Annotated in this window: 17 protein-coding genes; 5 read left to right on the top strand and 12 right to left on the bottom strand. The window is 49.9% G+C overall.

Annotation, left to right across the window (positions count from 1 at the left end; genetic code table 11):
* Positions 1-47 precede the first annotated feature (47 nt).
* Positions 48-1,247 carry a pectate lyase gene (pelA, locus tag O59_RS18180; RefSeq protein WP_007645307.1) on the top strand — a complete coding sequence of 400 codons (1,200 nt, stop codon included), beginning with the start codon at positions 48-50 and terminating at the stop codon, positions 1,245-1,247.
* 82 nt (positions 1,248-1,329) lie between these two features.
* Here pelA and O59_RS18185 read toward each other — a convergent pair whose 3' ends face one another.
* Entirely contained in the window at positions 1,330-1,791 is a 462-nt protein-coding gene (locus O59_RS18185; protein ID WP_007645308.1) for a nuclear transport factor 2 family protein, read from the bottom strand.
* 324 nt (positions 1,792-2,115) lie between these two features.
* Positions 2,116-2,460, bottom strand: a complete 345-nt coding sequence (locus tag O59_RS18190; RefSeq protein ID WP_007645309.1) for a hypothetical protein — start codon at positions 2,458-2,460, stop codon at positions 2,116-2,118.
* A gap of 101 nt (positions 2,461-2,561) precedes the next feature.
* Between O59_RS18190 and O59_RS18195 the strand changes: the two genes are divergently transcribed.
* The gene (locus tag O59_RS18195) at positions 2,562-3,176 is read left to right on the top strand and encodes a LysE family translocator (protein ID WP_007645310.1); all 615 of its coding nucleotides are present in this window, start codon (positions 2,562-2,564) and stop codon (positions 3,174-3,176) included.
* A gap of 50 nt (positions 3,177-3,226) precedes the next feature.
* Here the strand turns inward: O59_RS18195 and O59_RS18200 are convergent, their stop codons facing one another.
* The 6 genes from O59_RS18200 to O59_RS21540 all read right to left on the bottom strand — a co-directional run bounded on the left by O59_RS18200 (position 3,227) and on the right by O59_RS21540 (position 8,941).
* Positions 3,227-4,285 (bottom strand): sulfate/molybdate ABC transporter ATP-binding protein, encoded by a 1,059-nt coding sequence (locus tag O59_RS18200; protein WP_007645311.1) that lies wholly within the window; start codon positions 4,283-4,285, stop codon positions 3,227-3,229.
* Between the two features lie 183 nt (positions 4,286-4,468).
* Entirely contained in the window at positions 4,469-5,365 is an 897-nt protein-coding gene (gene cysW / locus O59_RS18205) for a sulfate ABC transporter permease subunit CysW (RefSeq protein WP_007645312.1), read from the bottom strand.
* A gap of 2 nt (positions 5,366-5,367) precedes the next feature.
* A complete protein-coding gene (cysT, locus tag O59_RS18210; protein WP_007645313.1) occupies positions 5,368-6,249 on the bottom strand; it encodes a sulfate ABC transporter permease subunit CysT in 882 nt (293 codons plus the stop codon).
* Positions 6,250-6,346: 97 nt separating this feature from the next.
* Positions 6,347-7,351 (bottom strand): sulfate ABC transporter substrate-binding protein, encoded by a 1,005-nt coding sequence (locus O59_RS18215; RefSeq protein ID WP_040393339.1) that lies wholly within the window; start codon positions 7,349-7,351, stop codon positions 6,347-6,349.
* 78 nt (positions 7,352-7,429) lie between these two features.
* Positions 7,430-8,680: a porin gene (locus O59_RS18220; RefSeq protein WP_040393341.1), complete on the bottom strand. Its 1,251-nt coding sequence runs from the start codon at positions 8,678-8,680 to the stop codon at positions 7,430-7,432.
* Positions 8,681-8,764: 84 nt separating this feature from the next.
* Positions 8,765-8,941, bottom strand: coding sequence for a YezD family protein (locus tag O59_RS21540; RefSeq protein WP_007645316.1), 177 nt, complete (start codon positions 8,939-8,941; stop codon positions 8,765-8,767).
* A gap of 233 nt (positions 8,942-9,174) precedes the next feature.
* Between O59_RS21540 and O59_RS18225 the strand changes: the two genes are divergently transcribed.
* Entirely contained in the window at positions 9,175-9,828 is a 654-nt protein-coding gene (locus O59_RS18225) for an alpha/beta hydrolase (RefSeq protein WP_232283110.1), read from the top strand.
* A gap of 39 nt (positions 9,829-9,867) precedes the next feature.
* On the opposite strand, the gene gdhA is transcribed toward O59_RS18225, so the two are convergent.
* Both gdhA and O59_RS18235 read right to left on the bottom strand, forming a co-directional pair.
* A complete protein-coding gene (gene gdhA / locus O59_RS18230) occupies positions 9,868-11,214 on the bottom strand; it encodes an NADP-specific glutamate dehydrogenase (protein ID WP_040393343.1) in 1,347 nt (448 codons plus the stop codon).
* Positions 11,215-11,251: 37 nt separating this feature from the next.
* On the bottom strand, positions 11,252-11,446 hold the full coding sequence (locus O59_RS18235) for a hypothetical protein (RefSeq protein ID WP_040393344.1): 195 nt from the start codon (positions 11,444-11,446) through the stop codon (positions 11,252-11,254).
* Here O59_RS18235 and O59_RS18240 point away from each other — a divergent pair.
* Together O59_RS18240 and O59_RS21175 are read left to right on the top strand one after the other, a co-directional pair.
* On the top strand, positions 11,445-12,422 hold the full coding sequence (locus O59_RS18240; protein ID WP_050977109.1) for an ABC transporter substrate-binding protein: 978 nt from the start codon (positions 11,445-11,447) through the stop codon (positions 12,420-12,422). The genes O59_RS18235 and O59_RS18240 overlap by 2 nt on opposite strands.
* On the top strand, positions 12,423-13,997 hold the full coding sequence (locus O59_RS21175; protein WP_007645322.1) for an ATP-binding protein: 1,575 nt from the start codon (positions 12,423-12,425) through the stop codon (positions 13,995-13,997). It abuts the gene before it with no gap.
* 102 nt (positions 13,998-14,099) lie between these two features.
* Here the strand turns inward: O59_RS21175 and ahpF are convergent, their stop codons facing one another.
* Both ahpF and ahpC read right to left on the bottom strand, forming a co-directional pair.
* Positions 14,100-15,665 carry an alkyl hydroperoxide reductase subunit F gene (gene ahpF / locus O59_RS18250; RefSeq protein WP_007645323.1) on the bottom strand — a complete coding sequence of 522 codons (1,566 nt, stop codon included), beginning with the start codon at positions 15,663-15,665 and terminating at the stop codon, positions 14,100-14,102.
* A 150-nt stretch (positions 15,666-15,815) separates the two neighbouring features.
* A complete protein-coding gene (gene ahpC / locus O59_RS18255) occupies positions 15,816-16,379 on the bottom strand; it encodes an alkyl hydroperoxide reductase subunit C (protein WP_007645324.1) in 564 nt (187 codons plus the stop codon).
* Between the last annotated feature and the right edge of the window lie 1,044 nt (positions 16,380-17,423).

Below are 17,423 nucleotides of genomic sequence, written 5' to 3' on the forward strand. Positions count from 1 at the left end.
ACTCATTGCGTACAGACGCATGGGGATTATCAACTAAGGTATTTAATATGCATTTATCGCTAAAACTCGCTCTGGCATTGGTCGCACTTTGCCAGCTACCCCTCGCGCTCGCCGCCGCACCGGCAAACAGCGCTGCACCAGCCCAAGCCGCAGTAGATGCGCAGTGGCAAACCTACATGGCGCGCTCCGACGAGCTGCGCAAACTGGACGACAATTTTATCCGTACCGAGATAAAACGCCTCGGTTTAAAAAAGCCTCTGCAACCTGCTTACACCAAAGAATTTGGCTTTGAACCCAACCAGCCCACACCCTGGTTTAAAAGTGCCGAGGGCAAGGCGACAATGGCCGCCATACTCTCGCTGCAAACGCCCTCAGGGGGCTGGTCCAAACGCACCGACATGACTAAAGCACGCCAACCAGGCATGGCCTTTGGCAGCGAAAAAGGCTACATCCCCACCTTTGATAATGGCGCCACCAGCACTCAAATGACGCTGCTGGCCAAGGCCTATAGCGCTACCGGTGACAAAGCCTATCAGGATGCATTTGCGCGCGGCCTGCAGCTGATCCTTAACGCCCAGTACCCCAATGGCGGCTGGCCACAAAACTATCCGCTGGTGGGCGATTACCACAACTACATCACCTATAACGATTCGCTGATGGTGAACCTGATGTTCCTGTTGCGCGACATTGCCAAGGGTGAAGGCGATTACGCCTTTGTCTCCCCGGCGCAGCGCCAGCTGGCACAACAAAGTCTGGATCAAGCCATCCAGTGCGCGCTGAATACCCAGGTATTAGTCAACGGCAAAGCCACCGTGTGGGGTGCACAACACGATCCACTCACACTGATGCCCGCCAAAGCGCGCGCCTATGAAATGGCCTCGCTCACCAGCGCGGAAAGTGTATGGATGGTGGAGTTCTTTATGGGATTGGAAAACCCCAGTGCGGAAGTTATTGAATCGGTTCATGCGGCAGCGGACTGGTATGACGCTACCAAAATTACCGGCAAGGTATGGGTACGCGGCGATGCAGACCTGAAAGACGACCCTAATGCCCCACCCATGTGGTCGCGGTTTTACGAGTTGGGCAGCAACAAGCCCATTTTTGGCGACCGCGATGGCGCAATCCACTACGAGGTAGGTAAAGTATCCAAAGAGCGCCGTGAAGGTTATGCCTGGTATGCCACATCGCCCAACAAAATCCTGAAACATTATGCGAAGTGGGCAAAGAAATACCCGCGCGCGCAATAGTTTGTTACTGGCGGAAATCAGTGGAAATAATAAGGCGCCCCGTGGCGCCTTATTAATTTGCTGATAGTCGCTGCGAGCAGACTTACTGGCTGTCACTCGACCACACTTTCATTGTTTGTACCGCCAACAACTTGCATTCATCCTCCACTGCTACATAGGTGCGCATAAATTGATAGCGCGAGGTGCGGTAGGTTTTGCCGTCGTCATTCCATTTATCCACACTGCTTAAGCCCTGCAGCACGACAGTATTACCAAGGCGCTGGGCGGTGATGTCATGTGAGCGGCGCTGCTTGGCCTGCTCGGTCGGCTGCTTCACCCGCGCGATTAATGCCGCCTTATCTTCTTTGAGGCTGGCAAGGTTATGTACCCAATAAAATTCGGCAGCTAACAGGGTCTGCAAAAAATCCGCATCGCCACGTTGCAGTGCCGTTTCATAGCGCGCATCCAGGGCCACTAGTGCCTCAGTCTTCAAACAGTCTTGGGCGGCGGCCTGATTTCCCCACAGCCAGGCAACCAGCGCTGCCATCAATAATCGTTTTTTCATGAACAGATTCCACAAGTAAAAGGCAAAAATAACACATAAAAAAAAGCCGACACCATAAGATGCCGGCCAAGACCATACTAGATAACAAATAAAGGGGAATCCAAACCGGGCCTTTAAAACCCGCCCAAAAGCACTACCCATTCCTACATCGATGAGGCAACCAAAAAACCTTGCACTCACAGGAACTATTTGCTTCCGGTTATTCAAGTATTGTTCGCTTTTTGTTCATTGCCAGTTTTTGTCTGATAATGTTTAAATTATTTTGCAATAACCAAAACTGACTCATACGAAATGGCTATAACTTCAAACCACGGCTGCAGCCGTTTACAGCAGCCCGCTATTGCGTCCCATCAATACCAGTGTTTGATTAATCAAATTTTCAAGGCGCACGGCTGTGGTTGAACGCAGGGCAAAGTCATCCACCAATTTACGCAGGCGACTGAGTTTAGGCCGCGCGGCGCGAAATTCTTCAGTGACCGACTCATACTCCAAGTGATGATCCTGCACACTCAATTTATTCAACTCCGATAACTCGGCATGCAAAGCACTAATCAAATCATAAAAAAAATCTTTGCGATCCAAACTATTGGCTTCCCAATAAGCTTGATCCAAGCCATTGAGCAACTCCTCAAGTGTCTGGATTGCATTTGAAATACTGTTGCTGGACATAAATCACCTATTACCCGTCTATAGTTTCGTTTGAGTATAGAAGACTTTAGCGACGCTGCGCGCAGCTCTGCTAGACTGCGCGCCTCGCCCAAGGACCCGCTATGTCACTCGAACAACTCTGGTTATTCACCAGCATCACCCTGATTGTTTCCGCCAGCCCCGGCCCGGTCATGCTCGCCTGCATGATCGATGCAGGTCGTTATGGTTTTACCAAATCCCTCTACACCATGGCAGGCGCCACCCTGGGCAATTTGGTATTGGTGGTGTTGTCAGCGCTGGGATTAGGTTTTGTCGCTGAACAAGCCGAGTGGATTTTCCATGGTATTAAATGGATTGGTGCGGCCTATTTAGTGTATTTAGGTATTGAACTGATGCGTGCCGCGCCGCTGGATACCAGCCTCGCCGCTCACACCATTCGCAGCCAACAATTATTTAGCCGGGCATTTATCGTTGCGGTCACCAACCCTAAAGGGCTCATTTATTTCGGCGCACTTTTCCCGCAATTTATCGACATCAACCACAGTTTGCCGCCGCAGTTTGCACTGCTCACCACTATTTTTGTGTTGATGGATTTTATTTGGATGAGCATCTACGCCCTGGGCGGGCGCAGCATTATGCACTGGCTGGGAACACCGAAGCACCAACGCTGGTTCAATTGGATTTCCGGTGGTTTATTAATTATTGCCGGTATCGCACTCGCATTCAGTAAATTGTAATTGATTAAAAAAAATATCGAAAAAGATCAAAAAAATCAGACCCAAAAATATCAAGGCTGCAAAAATATCTTTGATGCTGTCGGTTTTGCATAGAGTGCAGCACCCACCGTTAAATTCAAACTGCGCTCCTGCGCACGCGGCAATTCCACATGCAGCACGTCATTGTTAAGTTGATGCAACAACTCAATACGCAATACCGACCCTGCCGTGCTCACATGAGCAACGCGCGCGGGAATTGCGCCTTCACTATTGCTCTCACTCAATTCAATATCGTGCGGGCGCACATAGGCAACGGCGGATTGACCTTGCACATGATGGTGTTCAGGCGCTGGCAATTTGTAATCGCCAATATGCGCCCAGCCATCATCGACGCGGCTATGAAATAAATTCACCTGGCCGATAAAATCGTAAACAAACGGGCTGGCGGGGTTGTTGTAAATATCGTCCGGCGAACCGATTTGTTCGATATTACCTTTATTTAACACCACGATTTTATCGGCCACTTCCATCGCCTCTTCCTGATCGTGGGTCACGAAGATTGACGTGATGTGCAGTTCGTCGTGCAAGCGCCGCAACCAGCGGCGTAAATCCTTGCGCACTTTGGCATCGAGTGCACCGAAGGGTTCGTCGAGTAATAATACTTTGGGTTCAACCGCCAGCGCGCGCGCCAATGCGATGCGCTGCCGCTGCCCGCCGGACAATTGATGCGGGTAGCGATCCGCCAACCAATCCAATTGCACCAGCTCCAGTAATTCATGCACACGTTTTTTGATAAATTCTTTTGAAGGTCGGGTTTCTTTTGGTCGCACGGTTAAACCAAAAGCGACGTTATCGAAGACAGTCATGTGCCGGAACAGTGCGTAGTGTTGAAACACAAAACCGACATTGCGTTCGCGCACATGCACATTAGTAGCGTCTTCACCGTGAAAATGCACACTGCCTGCATCGGGGTTTTCCAACCCGGCGATAATGCGCAGCAGTGTGGTTTTTCCGCAGCCGGAGGGGCCAAGCAGTGCAACCAATTCGCCGGAGGGAAAATCCAGTGAGACGTTATTCAGAGCCGTAAAATTACCAAAGGTTTTATGCAGGTTTTTAACTTCGATACTCATAGGTTTTCTCGATAAATATTTTTCGGGAATTCTGGAAAAATCTCTCTGTGTGAAGCGCGATAAGCTATGGCAGACCATCGGAGTCAGGATGCCGACGCTGAGCGTACAGGGACGTATTCACAGCGTGTCTGACATGGCTTATCGGGGTTCGCACCTGCGACTGGTTTTTGCACGAGTGAGCGCCTACTGCACATTAGCCGCGCGCACTGCCAGTTCATGTTCACGCGCTGCTTTCCACTCCAATAGACTTTTTAATACCAGCGTCACCAATGCCAATAAGGCGAGTAGCGAGGCAACTGCAAATGCGGCTGCAAACTGGTATTCGTTGTACAGAATTTCAATGTGCAGTGGCAGAGTATTGGTTTGCTCGCGGATTTTTCCCGAGACCACACTCACCGCACCGAACTCACCCATGGCGCGTGCATTACACAAAATCATGCCGTACAACAGCGCCCACTTCACCGAGGGCAAGGTCACGCGCCAGAACATTTTCCAACCGCTGGCACCCAGGGTAATCGCCGCTTCCTCTTGCTCTTTGCCCTGCTCTTGCATCAGCGGAATTAATTCGCGTGCGATAAACGGAAAAGTCACAAACACTGTCGCAAGCACTATGCCGGGAATGGCAAACATAATTTGATAATCGTTCTCGCCCAGCCACTCGCCAAAAAATCCCTGCCGACCAAATAACAACATGTAAATCAAACCCGCAATTACCGGCGATACCGCAAAAGGTAAATCGATTAGCGTGATCACAAATTGTTTGCCGCGAAACTCAAATTTAGCGATTGCCCAGGCGGCGGCCAAACCAAAAATTAAATTACAGGGCACCGCAATTGCTGCGGCGATTAACGTGAGTTTTATGGCATGAGCCGCTGCAGGCTCAGTAATGGATGCCCAATAAACACCTGCACCTTTAGCAAAGGCTTCGCTAAAAACGACAAATAAAGGTAAAAATAAAAACAGGGTTAAAAAACTCAGCGCCACCGCAATTAATACCACCCGCACCCAGGGTGCTTCGCTGGTGGCAGAATTGCGCGTCGCAGTCTTTTGCGCGCCGAACGATGAAACAGCACCGGCCATGATTAACCTCCTGTGCGCTTGTGGCTCCAATGCTGGAGCAGGTTAATGAGCAGTAATAACACGAAGGAAAAAATCAACATGACGGTACCGAGTGCAGCAGCACCGGCGTAATCAAACTCTTCCAATTTGGTCATAATCAGTAACGGGGTGATTTCTGTTTTGTAAGGCATATTGCCGCTAATAAAAACCACTGAACCGTATTCACCAATCGCACGCGCAAACGCCAAAGCAAAACCGGTTAACAGTGAAGGCAAGAGTGCGGGCAATAAAATGCGCTTAAAGGTTTGCCAGCGCGATGCCCCTAAACTCGCCGCCGCCTCTTCAATTTCCGCTTCCAAATCAGCGAGCACCGGTTGCACAGTGCGCACCACAAACGGCAAACCAATAAAGGTTAATGCCACGGTGACACCGATCCAGGTGTAGGCGATTTTGATATCCGCCAACCAAAACCACTGCCCTACCCAACCTTTGGTGGTGTAAAGCGCGGTGAGTGCAATACCGGCGACAGCGGTGGGTAATGCAAAGGGTAAATCCACCAAAGCATCCACCACGCGTTTGCCAAAAAATTGGTAACGCACCAATACCCAGGCGACGATAAAACCGAACAATAAATTCAAACTGGCAGCCACAAACGCTGCACCAAAAGTGAGTTTATAACTGGCTAGCGCGCGTGCATTGCTCACCACCGCCCAGAGTTCAGGCCAGCTGAGTTCCAATGATTTGATCACGAGACCCGCGAGTGGGATAAATACAATTAAACTGGCATAAAGTGCAGCAAGGCCAAGGGATAAACCAAAACCGGGTAATACACTTTTTTTAACCCAGGGGTTTTTGGGGAAAACGACTGGCGTCGTTGCCAGTGTTGATGCGGAAGTTTCACTCATCGATAAATCTCTTTTTGTACCTGTGGTCAGGAAACAGATTATTTAATCCCTCCCCAGCCTTCCCTTTTTCAAAAGGGAGGGCTGGAGGGGATTGGTTTTATTGATAAATCTGATCGAAAATTCCGCCATCGCCAAAATGAAATGGCTGTGCTTTTACCCAACCGCCAAAATCGTCGATGGTGACTAAATCCAGTTTTGGAAATGTATTCGCATAAACTTCGGCAACTTGCGGGTCGCGTGGGCGGTAATAATGTTTGGCCGCCAGGTTTTGGCCTTCTTTGGTGTAAAGGTATTCCAAGTAAGCTTTGGCAACCTCGGCATTGCCTTTGGCGGCTGCATTTTTATCGACCACCGCCACCGATGGTTCAGCCAAAATGGAAATGCTCGGCACCACAATTTCTACTTCGTCTTCACCCAATTCGTTGATTGCCAAAAACGCTTCGTTTTCCCAAGTCAGCAACACATCGCCAATACCGCGTTGCACAAAGGTGGTTGTTGAGCCGCGTGCGCCGGTATCTAATACGGGAACGTTTTGAAACAATTGACGAACAAATTCCTGCGCACCAGCGTCGTCTTTACCCTGTTTTTTTGCAAAGGCCCAAGCGGCTAAATAATTCCAGCGCGCACCGCCTGAGGTTTTAGGGTTTGGCGTAATAACTTCTACGCCCTTCTTCACCAGATCGTCCCAATCCTTAATATTTTTTGGGTTGCCTTTGCGTACCAAAAATACAATCGTAGAGGTATAAGGCGCGCTGTTGTTGGGCAATTTCGTTACCCAATCCTCTGGCAATAAACCGCCAATCTTGGCGATAGGATCGATATCACCCGCGAGTGCCAGTGTCACCACATCGGCACGCAAGCCATCGATTACCGCGCGCGATTGCGCACCGGAACCGCCGTGGGATTGATCCACTTTGACGTTGTCGCCGGTTTTTTCTTTCCAGTGTTTGGCAAAGGCCGCATTGAATTCGCGATAGAGTTCGCGGGTGGGATCGTAGGAGACATTCAATAAAGTGATGTCTTTAGCAAACACACTGCTGGCAATCAAACTGACTGCGATAAGCGCAGCCGGTTTACTAATAAGTCGTAAAATAGATTTCATGATGAGCATCTCTTTAAAAAAATAATTCGTCGTCATGCCTGCGAACGCAGGTATGCATCGTTTTTAAATCCAACGTTGTTAAAAACGGAAATCCAGACCCAGTGCAAAGGTGCTATCCGTGGTCGCCTTGGTGCTGATTTGGGCATCACCTTCCGCTTCCAAACTTGCGTAATAACCAAACACACGCGTTGCCGAATTGAAGTTGTAATCCACACCGACGGCTAACGCATCGGCGTCGACATCGCTGTAGCTGTCATTGGTGGGAGTGCTGGTGGAGTGGCCGTATTGCACCCGTGCGCTCCAGGGGCCGGCAATTTTCCACAGCGCGTTGAGTACATAACCATCTTGTTCTTTGTAGGCATTGCCTGTAGCGCCGTCCCATTCAGAGAGCGGATTCAGCCCATTTTGTGCACCGAGATTGGTGCCATTGGTGCCGACAAACGTAGAGAAACCACCGAGTGAATCAACGTCTTCATGACGCTCTGCGGTTTGGTAAATCGCCGCGAGTTTTACCGGGCCCAGTGACACCTCACCCAATGCGCGGAACACATCGCTGGTCACTACATTGCGATCAAACGCGGCGCCGACAAACCATTTGGATTTTCCGTAAACCACCGACACCGATTGCCCCGAGGCAAAACCATTATCGTCCTGCGCATTGGTTGGGCTCACTTCCACACCGGTTTCTTCCGCTTGAATCGCGGCGATGTTCACTTCCAAACCACCCAGCAAAATGGGCGAGGCGTATTGGATAACATTGTCGGGGCGATTTTCACCGACGAGGTAAGAACCTATATCGGCCAGGGGTGCGTCATTAAAACGATCGATGTCGCTACGCAGTACGCTATTGGTTTGCAGGGTTTTTAGCGGGGTGTCATTTTTACCGGCGAGCAGCGAACCCCAATCGCCACGGATACCGGCAAAAATATTGCGCTGGCTTAATTCGCGGCCATTGCTGTTGGTGCCGTTATCCACATCAATACCGTATTCCACACGGTAAAAAACCTGTACCTCGGCATTTGCATCAAAGTCGCCCTGCACACCCAAGCGCGAGCCGGTGCTTTCCAACACAAAGGTATCCAACTCTGTGGCAATACCGGTTGCGCCAATATGGCGGTAAGTTGTGGCGCCAGGAGCTGTGAGAGAAAAATCATTTTTTTCCAGATCATACTGGCCAGCGGTTAAATACACCTTGCCGTAGAGCGTGGGAAAACCGGCAAATGCATTGGCCGATAATGCAATACCCACAGCGGTGGTCAATATATTGCGTTGAAAGGCTTTTTTTGAAACAAGTGATCGAGCAACCGACCACGATTTTTGAAATGACATGCTAATCTCCAGATTTTACATATCACTTCCGGTGGTCCGGTCAGTGGAATTTTGTGTGTTTAATAATTAATAGAAACGCCAAATTTATTTAGTGTGGACACTTTTATCCCAGCGTTTTTTTTCACGTCGTTCGAGCTGCACTACCTGGCCATTGTGAATTTGAATTTCCAATGAGCCGTATTGAATTTGTGCCAGTTGATCTTTTATTTCTTCCAGCACATCGTCCGCGATAGTGACAGGCTCAGCATGATGGTGTGCCATAACAGAGCCTCATAATAAAAAACCGGACGACTTATAAAACCCTAAGTGCCCAGCGACGGCGCCATAGTATTCAGATGTTTTTAAAATCAAAAATACCGTTTTTCTATTAGCTTATAACTGTTCACCACTGCAATTTTTAAGCATAAGCACATAAAAATTGGTTCTTTTTAAAATGCTGCCGCTGCCACTAAGCTGCGCGCATCAATCAATGCTATTCGCAGCGGAGCCCCAAGGTGACTACAAATATCAGCCATACCTTCAGCGATACCACCAGCGCTACAAGGCAGCGCCCGGTACTGCACTTGCCGCATCAACTGGAAACTTTTCCGGTCCTCATTGTGCCCGGCTTGCGCAATAGCGATGAACAACACTGGCAAAGTTTGTGGCAAGCACAATTGCCACACAGCAAACGTATCGCGCTGGATAATTGGGATACGCCGGATTTGGAAGCATGGAAAGCAGGCATTCGCGCTGAACTCAGCAAGCTCAACAAACCGGCGCTGATTATTGCCCACAGTTTTGGCACCTTGGCGAGCGCCAGTATTGCGGCGGAATTTCCGGACAAAATTGCGGCACTGTTTTTAGTGGCACCGGCAGACCCAGACAAATTTCATATTGCCCAACAATTACCACAGCACTCGCTCGCGGTGCCCACTAAAGTGATTGCCAGCAGCAATGACCCTTGGTTGACCGAAGCCAAGGCGGCCTATTGGGCATTACTCTGGGGCGCGGATTTTTTGCGGATTAAAAACGTCGGGCATATTAATAGCGACTCAGCATTGGGTGTGTGGCAGCAGGGAGCTCATGAATTACACGGTTTGCTGCGCAAAACGATAAAAGCACAGCATCAGGTATTATTCGCCGGCAAAAAAAATCGCGCCGCGTAATAAAACGGGCGCGATTTTTTTAGTGTGACTAAGGGTTAATCAAATGACACCAAACGCCACCATTGCTTCCGCAACGCGGCGGAAACCGGCGATATTGGCACCGACCACATAGTTGCCGGCGTGCCCATATTCTTTAGCAGTTTCATAACAATCGCGATGGATATTGCACATGATTTTATGCAGACGCTCTTCGGTGTACTCAAAAGACCAGGTATCGCGGCTGGCGTTTTGTTGCATCTCCAACGCCGAGGTTGCCACACCACCAGCATTGGCCGCTTTGCCCGGCGCATAGGGAACACCCGCCGTTTGCAGCACTTTAATCCCGCCAGGCGTCACCGGCATATTCGCGCCTTCACTCAACGCCATCAGGCCATTGGCTACCAACATGGTTGCCGAGGCTTCATTCAATTCATTTTGTGTCGCGCAGGGAAATGCCACTTGGCAGGGAATATCCCAAATATTGCCGTTCTCTATGTATTGCGCATCCTGATGGGATTTTACATATTCGCTCACGCGCAAGCGCTTCACTTCTTTCAACTGTTTTAGCAGCGCGAGGTCAATGCCTTTGCGATCATAAATCACCCCGTTTGAGTCAGAACAAGCAACAACCTTGGCACCCAACTGCTGTAATTTTTCAATCGCGTAAATGGCTACGTTACCCGAGCCAGAGACCACACAGGTTTTGCCTTCAATGGATTCACCACGGGTTTTCAACATTTCTTCCGCAAAAAATACCGCGCCGTAACCCGTTGCTTCACGACGCACCAGAGCGCCACCCCAGCTTGGGCTTTTACCCGTTAACACACCGGACTCGTAGCGATTGGTGATGCGTTTGTATTGGCCAAATAAATAGCCGATCTCGCGCCCACCCACCCCAATGTCACCGGCGGGTACATCCGTGAATTCACCAATATGGCGATAGAGTTCGGTCATAAAACTTTGGCAAAAGCGCATGACTTCGCCATCGGATCTGCCTTTGGGGTCAAAATCAGCACCGCCTTTGGCGCCGCCGATTGGCATGCCCGAGAGCGCATTTTTAAAGGTTTGTTCAAAACCTAAAAATTTAATCGTGCCCAACGAAACCGATGGGTGAAAACGCAAACCGCCTTTATAGGGGCCGAGTGCGCTATTAAAACCGACGCGAAAACCACGGTTAATTTGCACCTCGCCCTTGTCGTCCTGCCAGGGCACCCGGAAGATGATTTGACGCTCAGGCTCACAAATTCGCTCGATGATTTTATGCTGTGCATATTCAGGGTGTTTCACCAATACCGGGCCAAGGGTTTCAACCACCTCCTTTACCGCTTGATGAAACTCCAGTTCGCCCTGATTACGACGTACCACCTGCTGGAATATTTGCTCTAACCTTACGTTTACATCACTCATCGACATCGCCCTGACAGAAATAGTAGGTAACAATGCATTACACCAATGCACCACCGGCCTCAATTTCCCCCATCGACTGGCAGTAGTCAACCGCAAATGAACCAAAACGGTGCAAAACAGTGTTAAGCGCATCAGTGTTAAAGGCAAAGTTACCCCTAGTCAACGCCGTTTTCAGGCGCGATAAAATCCGCATTGGCGCCGTTTGGCTGGCGCGAAAAACGTCTATACTCATGAATATTCCCACTGCCCACCTGCTTCGCATCTGCCTCTGGGAGACGTCCCAATCTGCCCGATTTACCTACGAGCTGTTTATGCTGCGCCTGCCGTTTAATTGCCTTGCAGGGAGCCTTGCCCATGATGGAATTGCCCTACTGGCACTGCTAATGCTGCTGGCAATGCCTGTCCGCGCGACAGAAACGGTGGTCTACTCCTGGGCAGAATCACGTATTTTGGATGAACGCGGCCACTATCCGGTCGCGCTGCTCAAACTGGCGCTGGCTAAAGCGGGGGGCAATTACCAACCCAAAGCCGCACGCCATGACATGGCGCAATCGCGCACCCTGCGCCATGTAGAACTGGGGCGCGAACTGGATATCACCTGGACACTCACCACCCCCGAACGCGAGCAGCGCTTGCTGCCCATTCGTATTCCTATTGATCGCGGCTTGTTAGGTTGGCGGCTCCTATTAATTAACCCCGAGCACCGCGACTTGTTTGCCTCGCTCAGCCTCGACGAATTAAAAAATTTGCGCAGTGGACAAGAGCAGGATTGGCCGGATTACCAGATTCTGCGCCACAACGGTTTTAAAATTACCCCCACCACCAACTATCAGGGCCTGTTTTATATGTTGCAGCGGGGGCGCATTGCCTATTTTCCCCGCGCCATTACCGAGGTGTTACCGGAGATAAAAACCCAAGCGCAAATTCCGCTGGCGATAGCACCGCGCTGGGTGCTTTACTACCCCGCACCGGTTTACTACTTTGTTAACAAACAGCGCCCCGAGCTGGCCGATGCCATTCAACGCGGTTTAATCATGGCGATGGAAGACGGCAGCATGCGCGCATTATTTCTGCAGCACTTTGGCGAGAGCATCAAACGCATGGAATTGGATAAACGCGAAATTGTCCGTTTGGAAAACCCACTGCTACCGGCGGAAACGCCGCTCGACAATCCCGCTTTGTGGTACGACACCACACGAGGTTTTTGAATGCCCTTAGCTGTTCCGCCGCATCAGGCCAGCCATCACGCTAACCCTCCTGCACCACACAAAACACGCCGTCGTCCGCAGGGGTTGGGGTTGCGGATTGTATCCACCGTGCTGCTCAGCACCCTGCTGTTTGCGGTAATTATTTCCAGCTTGCAAATTTACAGTGCCTATCAAAATGCACTGCAGGAAACCCGCTTGCGCGCGCAGGATATAGAGCGCAATTACCTGCCACTGTTAGCCGCCGCCATGTGGTCGGTGGATGAGCCGCGCATCAACGCCCTAGTAAAAGGCATCGCCGAATTAGCTGACGTGGGCGAGGTGACATTGCAGGATGACATAGGCAACCGCTGGGAAAAGCGTCACCCCGATTTTCAACAACCCCTAGCGCAGATTGCACTGCCAGTACACTTTGAAGATAACGGCGAAAATTTTTTACTCGGCCAATTAAATGTGTCGCTGATGGATAACCGTATTACTGCCGATCTCATTCGAACCGCGCAGAGCATTGCCATCACCACCCTTTCCAGCCTGCTCCTGAGCGCTGTGTTTGTACTGTTTATTATTCACTGGTGGGTGAGCCGTCACTTGGAAAAAATGGCGCACTACGCCCGGCATTTGGATCTCACCAACCTGGAGCAACCGCTCATACTCGCGCGCCATAAACTGCATCAGGCGGACGAGTTGGATACCGTGGTGGAAGCCATCAACCAAATGCGTATTCGTATTCGCGACGACCTGGATAATCGCACGCGACTAATGGAAGAGTTGCGTCTACACCGCGAAAAACTCGAAGAACTAGTTGCCCAACGCACTCAGGCATTGGAGGAAAAAACCCTCGCGCTGGAAGAAAAAACGCAAATTCTGGAACAACAATCCGCCGCACTGCTGGAGCAAAATTACGAGCTCGATGCCTACGCCCACACAGTCGCCCACGATTTAAAACAACCGCTCACCACTATGGCTGCAAGCGCCGCCATGCTCAGCGCAGTAGGTATTGGCATTAATTTAGCCGAAACCAAAAAGCGCGATTTGCTGCTGGGTTTGCAGCGCTCGGCGCAAAAAATGCAAGCGATTATCGACTCCCTGCTACTGCTTGCCAGCCTGCGCAAAACGGAACAAGTGCGCCTAGTGCCACTGGATATTCGCAACATTGCCGAAGAAGCCTGCAGCCGGCTGGAACCGCTGATTGAAAAAAATCACGCGCGCATTGAATTCGCCAGCGACTGGCCGCAAGCGCTCGGCCAGGCGCAATGGGTGGAGGAAATTTGGGTGAATTATTTATCCAACGCCCTCAAGTACGGCGGCACCGCACCGCAAATTCAACTCGGCGCCACTGTCATGGACAACGGTACAGTTAAATGCTGGGTAAAAGATTTTGGCCCCGGCCTCAGCGAATTGGAGCAACAGCAGTTATTTGATTTATTTGTGCAGTTTGAACACAAATCCGCCGACGGCCACGGCTTGGGTTTGTCTATTGTCAAACGCATCTCCCGCGCCCTAGGCGGCGATGTTGGCTATGAAAAAACGCCCGATGGCGGCAGTGTCTTTTGGTTTAGTTTGCCGACTTTAATATGAGTTAAATGGCCAATAAAAAACGCGCGACCATCACTGATCGCGCGTTTTTTTATTCGATATTGTTAGTGCACAGGGATTATCGCCAGATTTTTTCAACAACCACTACGCCGGCGCGCTGGTGCGAATCAAATGATCAAACGCACCGAGCGATGCGGTAGCGCCTGCGCCCATGGCAATAATAATTTGCTTGTAGGGCACGTTGGTGCAATCACCGGCAGCAAATACACCGGGCACTGAAGTTTCACCGCGTGAATTAATGTCAATTTCACCGCGATTGGTCAGCTGCACAGTGCCTTTTAAGAAATCGGTATTGGGCAGCAAACCGATTTGGACAAAAATACCCTCCAACTCTACGGTAGCGATTTCATCGGTATTGCGGCTTTTGTATTTAAGCCCGGTAACTTTTTCGCCGTTGCCGATCACTTCGGTGGTCATAGCCTCAGTGATCACCGTCACGTTGGGCAAACTGAATAATTTACGTTGCAATACCGCGTCGGCGCGCAATTTTGAATCGAATTCGATCAGGGTGACATGGGCGACTATACCGGCCAAATCAATTGCCGCTTCCACACCGGAGTTGCCGCCACCGATTACCGCGACGCGTTTGCCTTTAAATAAGGGGCCGTCGCAATGTGGGCAGTAGGCAACGCCTTTACCGCGATATTCCTGCTCGCCCGATACATTCATTTCACGCCAGCGTGCACCGGTGGCGAGAATAATACTTTTGCTTTTTAAACTCGCACCGCTGGCGAGTTTTACTTCAATCAAATCACCGGGATTATCACCAGGAATAACCTGCGCCGCTTTTTGTAAATTCATTACATCCACGTCGTATTCTTTCACATGTTGTTCCAAGGCCATCGCCAATTTCGGGCCTTCGGTTTCTTTCACCGAAATAAAATTTTCTATCGATACCGTATCCAGTACCTGACCGCCAAAACGCTCGGCAACGACACCAGTGCGAATACCTTTGCGCGCGGAATAAATTGCCGCCGCTGCACCGGCTGGACCGCCACCGATGACCAACACATCATAGGGTGCACGTTCGCTCAGCGCTTTTGCATCGCGCTCAGCCGCACCGGTATCCACTTTGGCGATAATTTCTTCCAGCGTCATACGGCCTTGACCGAAGTGGTCGCCGTTAACAAATACCGTGGGCACCGCCATGATTTTGCGAGCATCAACTTCTTGTTGAAACAATGCACCGTCGATCATGGTGGCAGTAATTTTGGGATTTAACGCGGCCATTAAATTCACGGCCTGCACTACATCCGGACAGTTGTGACAAGAGAGCGATACAAACACTTCAAAATGCAATGGTGTATCTATCGCTTTAATTTGTTCGATGGTTTTTGCATCCACTTTGGGCGGATGGCCGCCGCTGTGCAGCAATGCCAACACTAAAGAAGTAAATTCATGGCCCATCGGAATGCCCGCAAATTGAATGCGCGCACTGGAACCCACAGCGCCAATATGAAACGACGGCGTTAATGTTGCGTTACCATTTTGACGCAGGCTGACTTTATTGGAGAGGGTAGTAATCTCTTCCAACAGGCTTAACATTTCGGTGCTTTTGGCACTGGAGTCCAAGCTCGCTATCAGTTCGATAGGCGCTTGCAGTTTTTCAAGGTAGGCAGTGAGTTGGCCTTTGATCGCGGCGTCTAACATGGTCGTCTCCGTGGGATTTTTTTGTGAAAGCCCGCCTTGTGAGCGAGCTTTTTTTGCGCATCTTTTTTATCTGTCGTCATGCCCGCGAACGCGGGTATCCATAAAACCAGCTGGACTCCTGCGTTCGCGGAAGTGACGAATAAATTAGCGTTAGATCTTGCCAACCAAATCGAGTGATGGCGCCAGAGTCGCTTCACCTTCTTTCCATTTCGCCGGGCACACTTCACCTGGGTGCGCTGCAACGTATTGCGCGGCTTTTACTTTGCGCAACAGTTCAGACGCATCGCGGCCAATACCACCGGCATTGATTTCAATAATCTGGATCTTGCCCTGCGGGTCGATCACAAAGGTACCGCGATCAGCCAAACCAGCTTCTTCAATCATCACGCCGAAATTGCGGGTGATAGTGCCGGTTGGGTCGCCAATCATTGGGTATTGAATTTTGCCAATGGTTTCGGAGCTGTCATGCCAGGCTTTGTGGGTGAAATGGGTATCGGTCGATACGGAGTAGATCTCTACGCCCATTTTTTGGAATTCAGCATAGTTGTCCGCTAAATCGCCCAATTCTGTGGGGCACACAAAGGTGAAGTCGGCTGGGTAGAAAAACACCACTGCCCATTTGCCTTTAACGTCAGCCTCGGTCAGATGAACAAATTTACCCTGATGATAAGCCTGAGCACTGAAAGGTTTGATTTCTGAATTGATAGTTGCCATGAGTCACACTCCTAGATCTATATGGGCTACGCCCGTGGGTTAATTGCTTCAACGGGGTGCAGATTAGGGAGTTAAACGCCATGGGGCTAATTGTATGTGGCCATACAGGCCATTTACAAAACCTATCGATACAAATACACCAATACCAAAATGCTATTAAATATAGAAACCCGCTCTCCGGTCGCAAGCAACGGATTCCCTTCCGGTGGTCAATAAAGTAATGCACCGTAATACCGACTGGCACAGCATGGCGCCATGGTATCTAATCAATTTAACGCCATTGCCCTGAGGGCAAATTAGCGGGCTGAATTTGTAAATAGCGATGGATTTAAAAGGTAGCAGTGTGACCGTAGGTTGCTGGTGAGTTTGCGAACCGCAACAGGTTTTAAGATTGGCTGTGTGTCCAAAGCGGACAGTAAGCCAAATGAGCGCAGTAACTAATTGAGATTGTTTGTGCTGTATAACTCCATAATTAATTCGGAGTGACAGTTAACCCTTTGATTTAGCGCGAACCAAATCGAATGAAGATTCATCTACTTTTGGAGTTATACAGCACCACACCAAATTAGTTGGAATAACGTTCTGTGGGTTATATAGTTGGTGCAATTTAATAAACTGTTAGATTTTCTTTGGTCTAATGTAGAAATTTTTCTTGGAGTTTTCGATGAGTGAAGAAGGCATTAACCAGCCGGAATGGATAACCAGGGGTAAAACTATTCGGCAACTCATAGAAGAACTTCAGTCGTTCGAAGATCAAGATCTAGAGGTTCGAATCTCGGTAGACGATAGTGAAACCTTTAGGTGCATAAGCTTGGTTACGCGTGAAAACAAGCTTGGTGGCTATTTCTGCGGTCTAGTAAATTGCGAGTCAGCAATCTAACAAAGTGTACCAACCCGCGCACTTTGTGCGCTGGACAGTTTTTAAGTCGCAGTTTTGTGGTTTTGCTGCGCAAAAGTAATCCACAAAACTACAACTTAAAAACTGCCGTTGTACACGGCCCGAGTTACCCACCAACTGTAGACACCCTGTATAGTTAGAAAATC

It is taken from the genome of Cellvibrio sp. BR (genome assembly GCF_000263355.1).
Lineage (GTDB): Bacteria > Pseudomonadota > Gammaproteobacteria > Pseudomonadales > Cellvibrionaceae > Cellvibrio.

What these genes read in the sequence shown, in the direction of transcription:
- cysW (WP_007645312.1), bottom strand. Translation starts at nt 5,365, where the DNA reads ATGGCCGGTGCTGTTTCATCGTTCGGCGCGCAAAAGACTGCGACGCGC.
- O59_RS21175 (WP_007645322.1), top strand. Translation starts at nt 12,423, where the DNA reads ATGCCCTTAGCTGTTCCGCCGCATCAGGCCAGCCATCACGCTAACCCT.
- O59_RS18215 (WP_040393339.1), bottom strand. Translation starts at nt 7,351, where the DNA reads ATGAAATCTATTTTACGACTTATTAGTAAACCGGCTGCGCTTATCGCA.
- pelA (WP_007645307.1), top strand. Translation starts at nt 48, where the DNA reads ATGCATTTATCGCTAAAACTCGCTCTGGCATTGGTCGCACTTTGCCAG.
- O59_RS18235 (WP_040393344.1), bottom strand. Translation starts at nt 11,446, where the DNA reads ATGAGTATAGACGTTTTTCGCGCCAGCCAAACGGCGCCAATGCGGATT.
- O59_RS18240 (WP_050977109.1), top strand. Translation starts at nt 11,445, where the DNA reads ATGAATATTCCCACTGCCCACCTGCTTCGCATCTGCCTCTGGGAGACG.
- O59_RS18220 (WP_040393341.1), bottom strand. Translation starts at nt 8,680, where the DNA reads ATGTCATTTCAAAAATCGTGGTCGGTTGCTCGATCACTTGTTTCAAAA.
- ahpC (WP_007645324.1), bottom strand. Translation starts at nt 16,379, where the DNA reads ATGGCAACTATCAATTCAGAAATCAAACCTTTCAGTGCTCAGGCTTAT.
- O59_RS21540 (WP_007645316.1), bottom strand. Translation starts at nt 8,941, where the DNA reads ATGGCACACCATCATGCTGAGCCTGTCACTATCGCGGACGATGTGCTG.
- O59_RS18190 (WP_007645309.1), bottom strand. Translation starts at nt 2,460, where the DNA reads ATGTCCAGCAACAGTATTTCAAATGCAATCCAGACACTTGAGGAGTTG.
- ahpF (WP_007645323.1), bottom strand. Translation starts at nt 15,665, where the DNA reads ATGTTAGACGCCGCGATCAAAGGCCAACTCACTGCCTACCTTGAAAAA.
- O59_RS18185 (WP_007645308.1), bottom strand. Translation starts at nt 1,791, where the DNA reads ATGAAAAAACGATTATTGATGGCAGCGCTGGTTGCCTGGCTGTGGGGA.
- O59_RS18200 (WP_007645311.1), bottom strand. Translation starts at nt 4,285, where the DNA reads ATGAGTATCGAAGTTAAAAACCTGCATAAAACCTTTGGTAATTTTACG.
- gdhA (WP_040393343.1), bottom strand. Translation starts at nt 11,214, where the DNA reads ATGAGTGATGTAAACGTAAGGTTAGAGCAAATATTCCAGCAGGTGGTA.
- cysT (WP_007645313.1), bottom strand. Translation starts at nt 6,249, where the DNA reads ATGAGTGAAACTTCCGCATCAACACTGGCAACGACGCCAGTCGTTTTC.
- O59_RS18195 (WP_007645310.1), top strand. Translation starts at nt 2,562, where the DNA reads ATGTCACTCGAACAACTCTGGTTATTCACCAGCATCACCCTGATTGTT.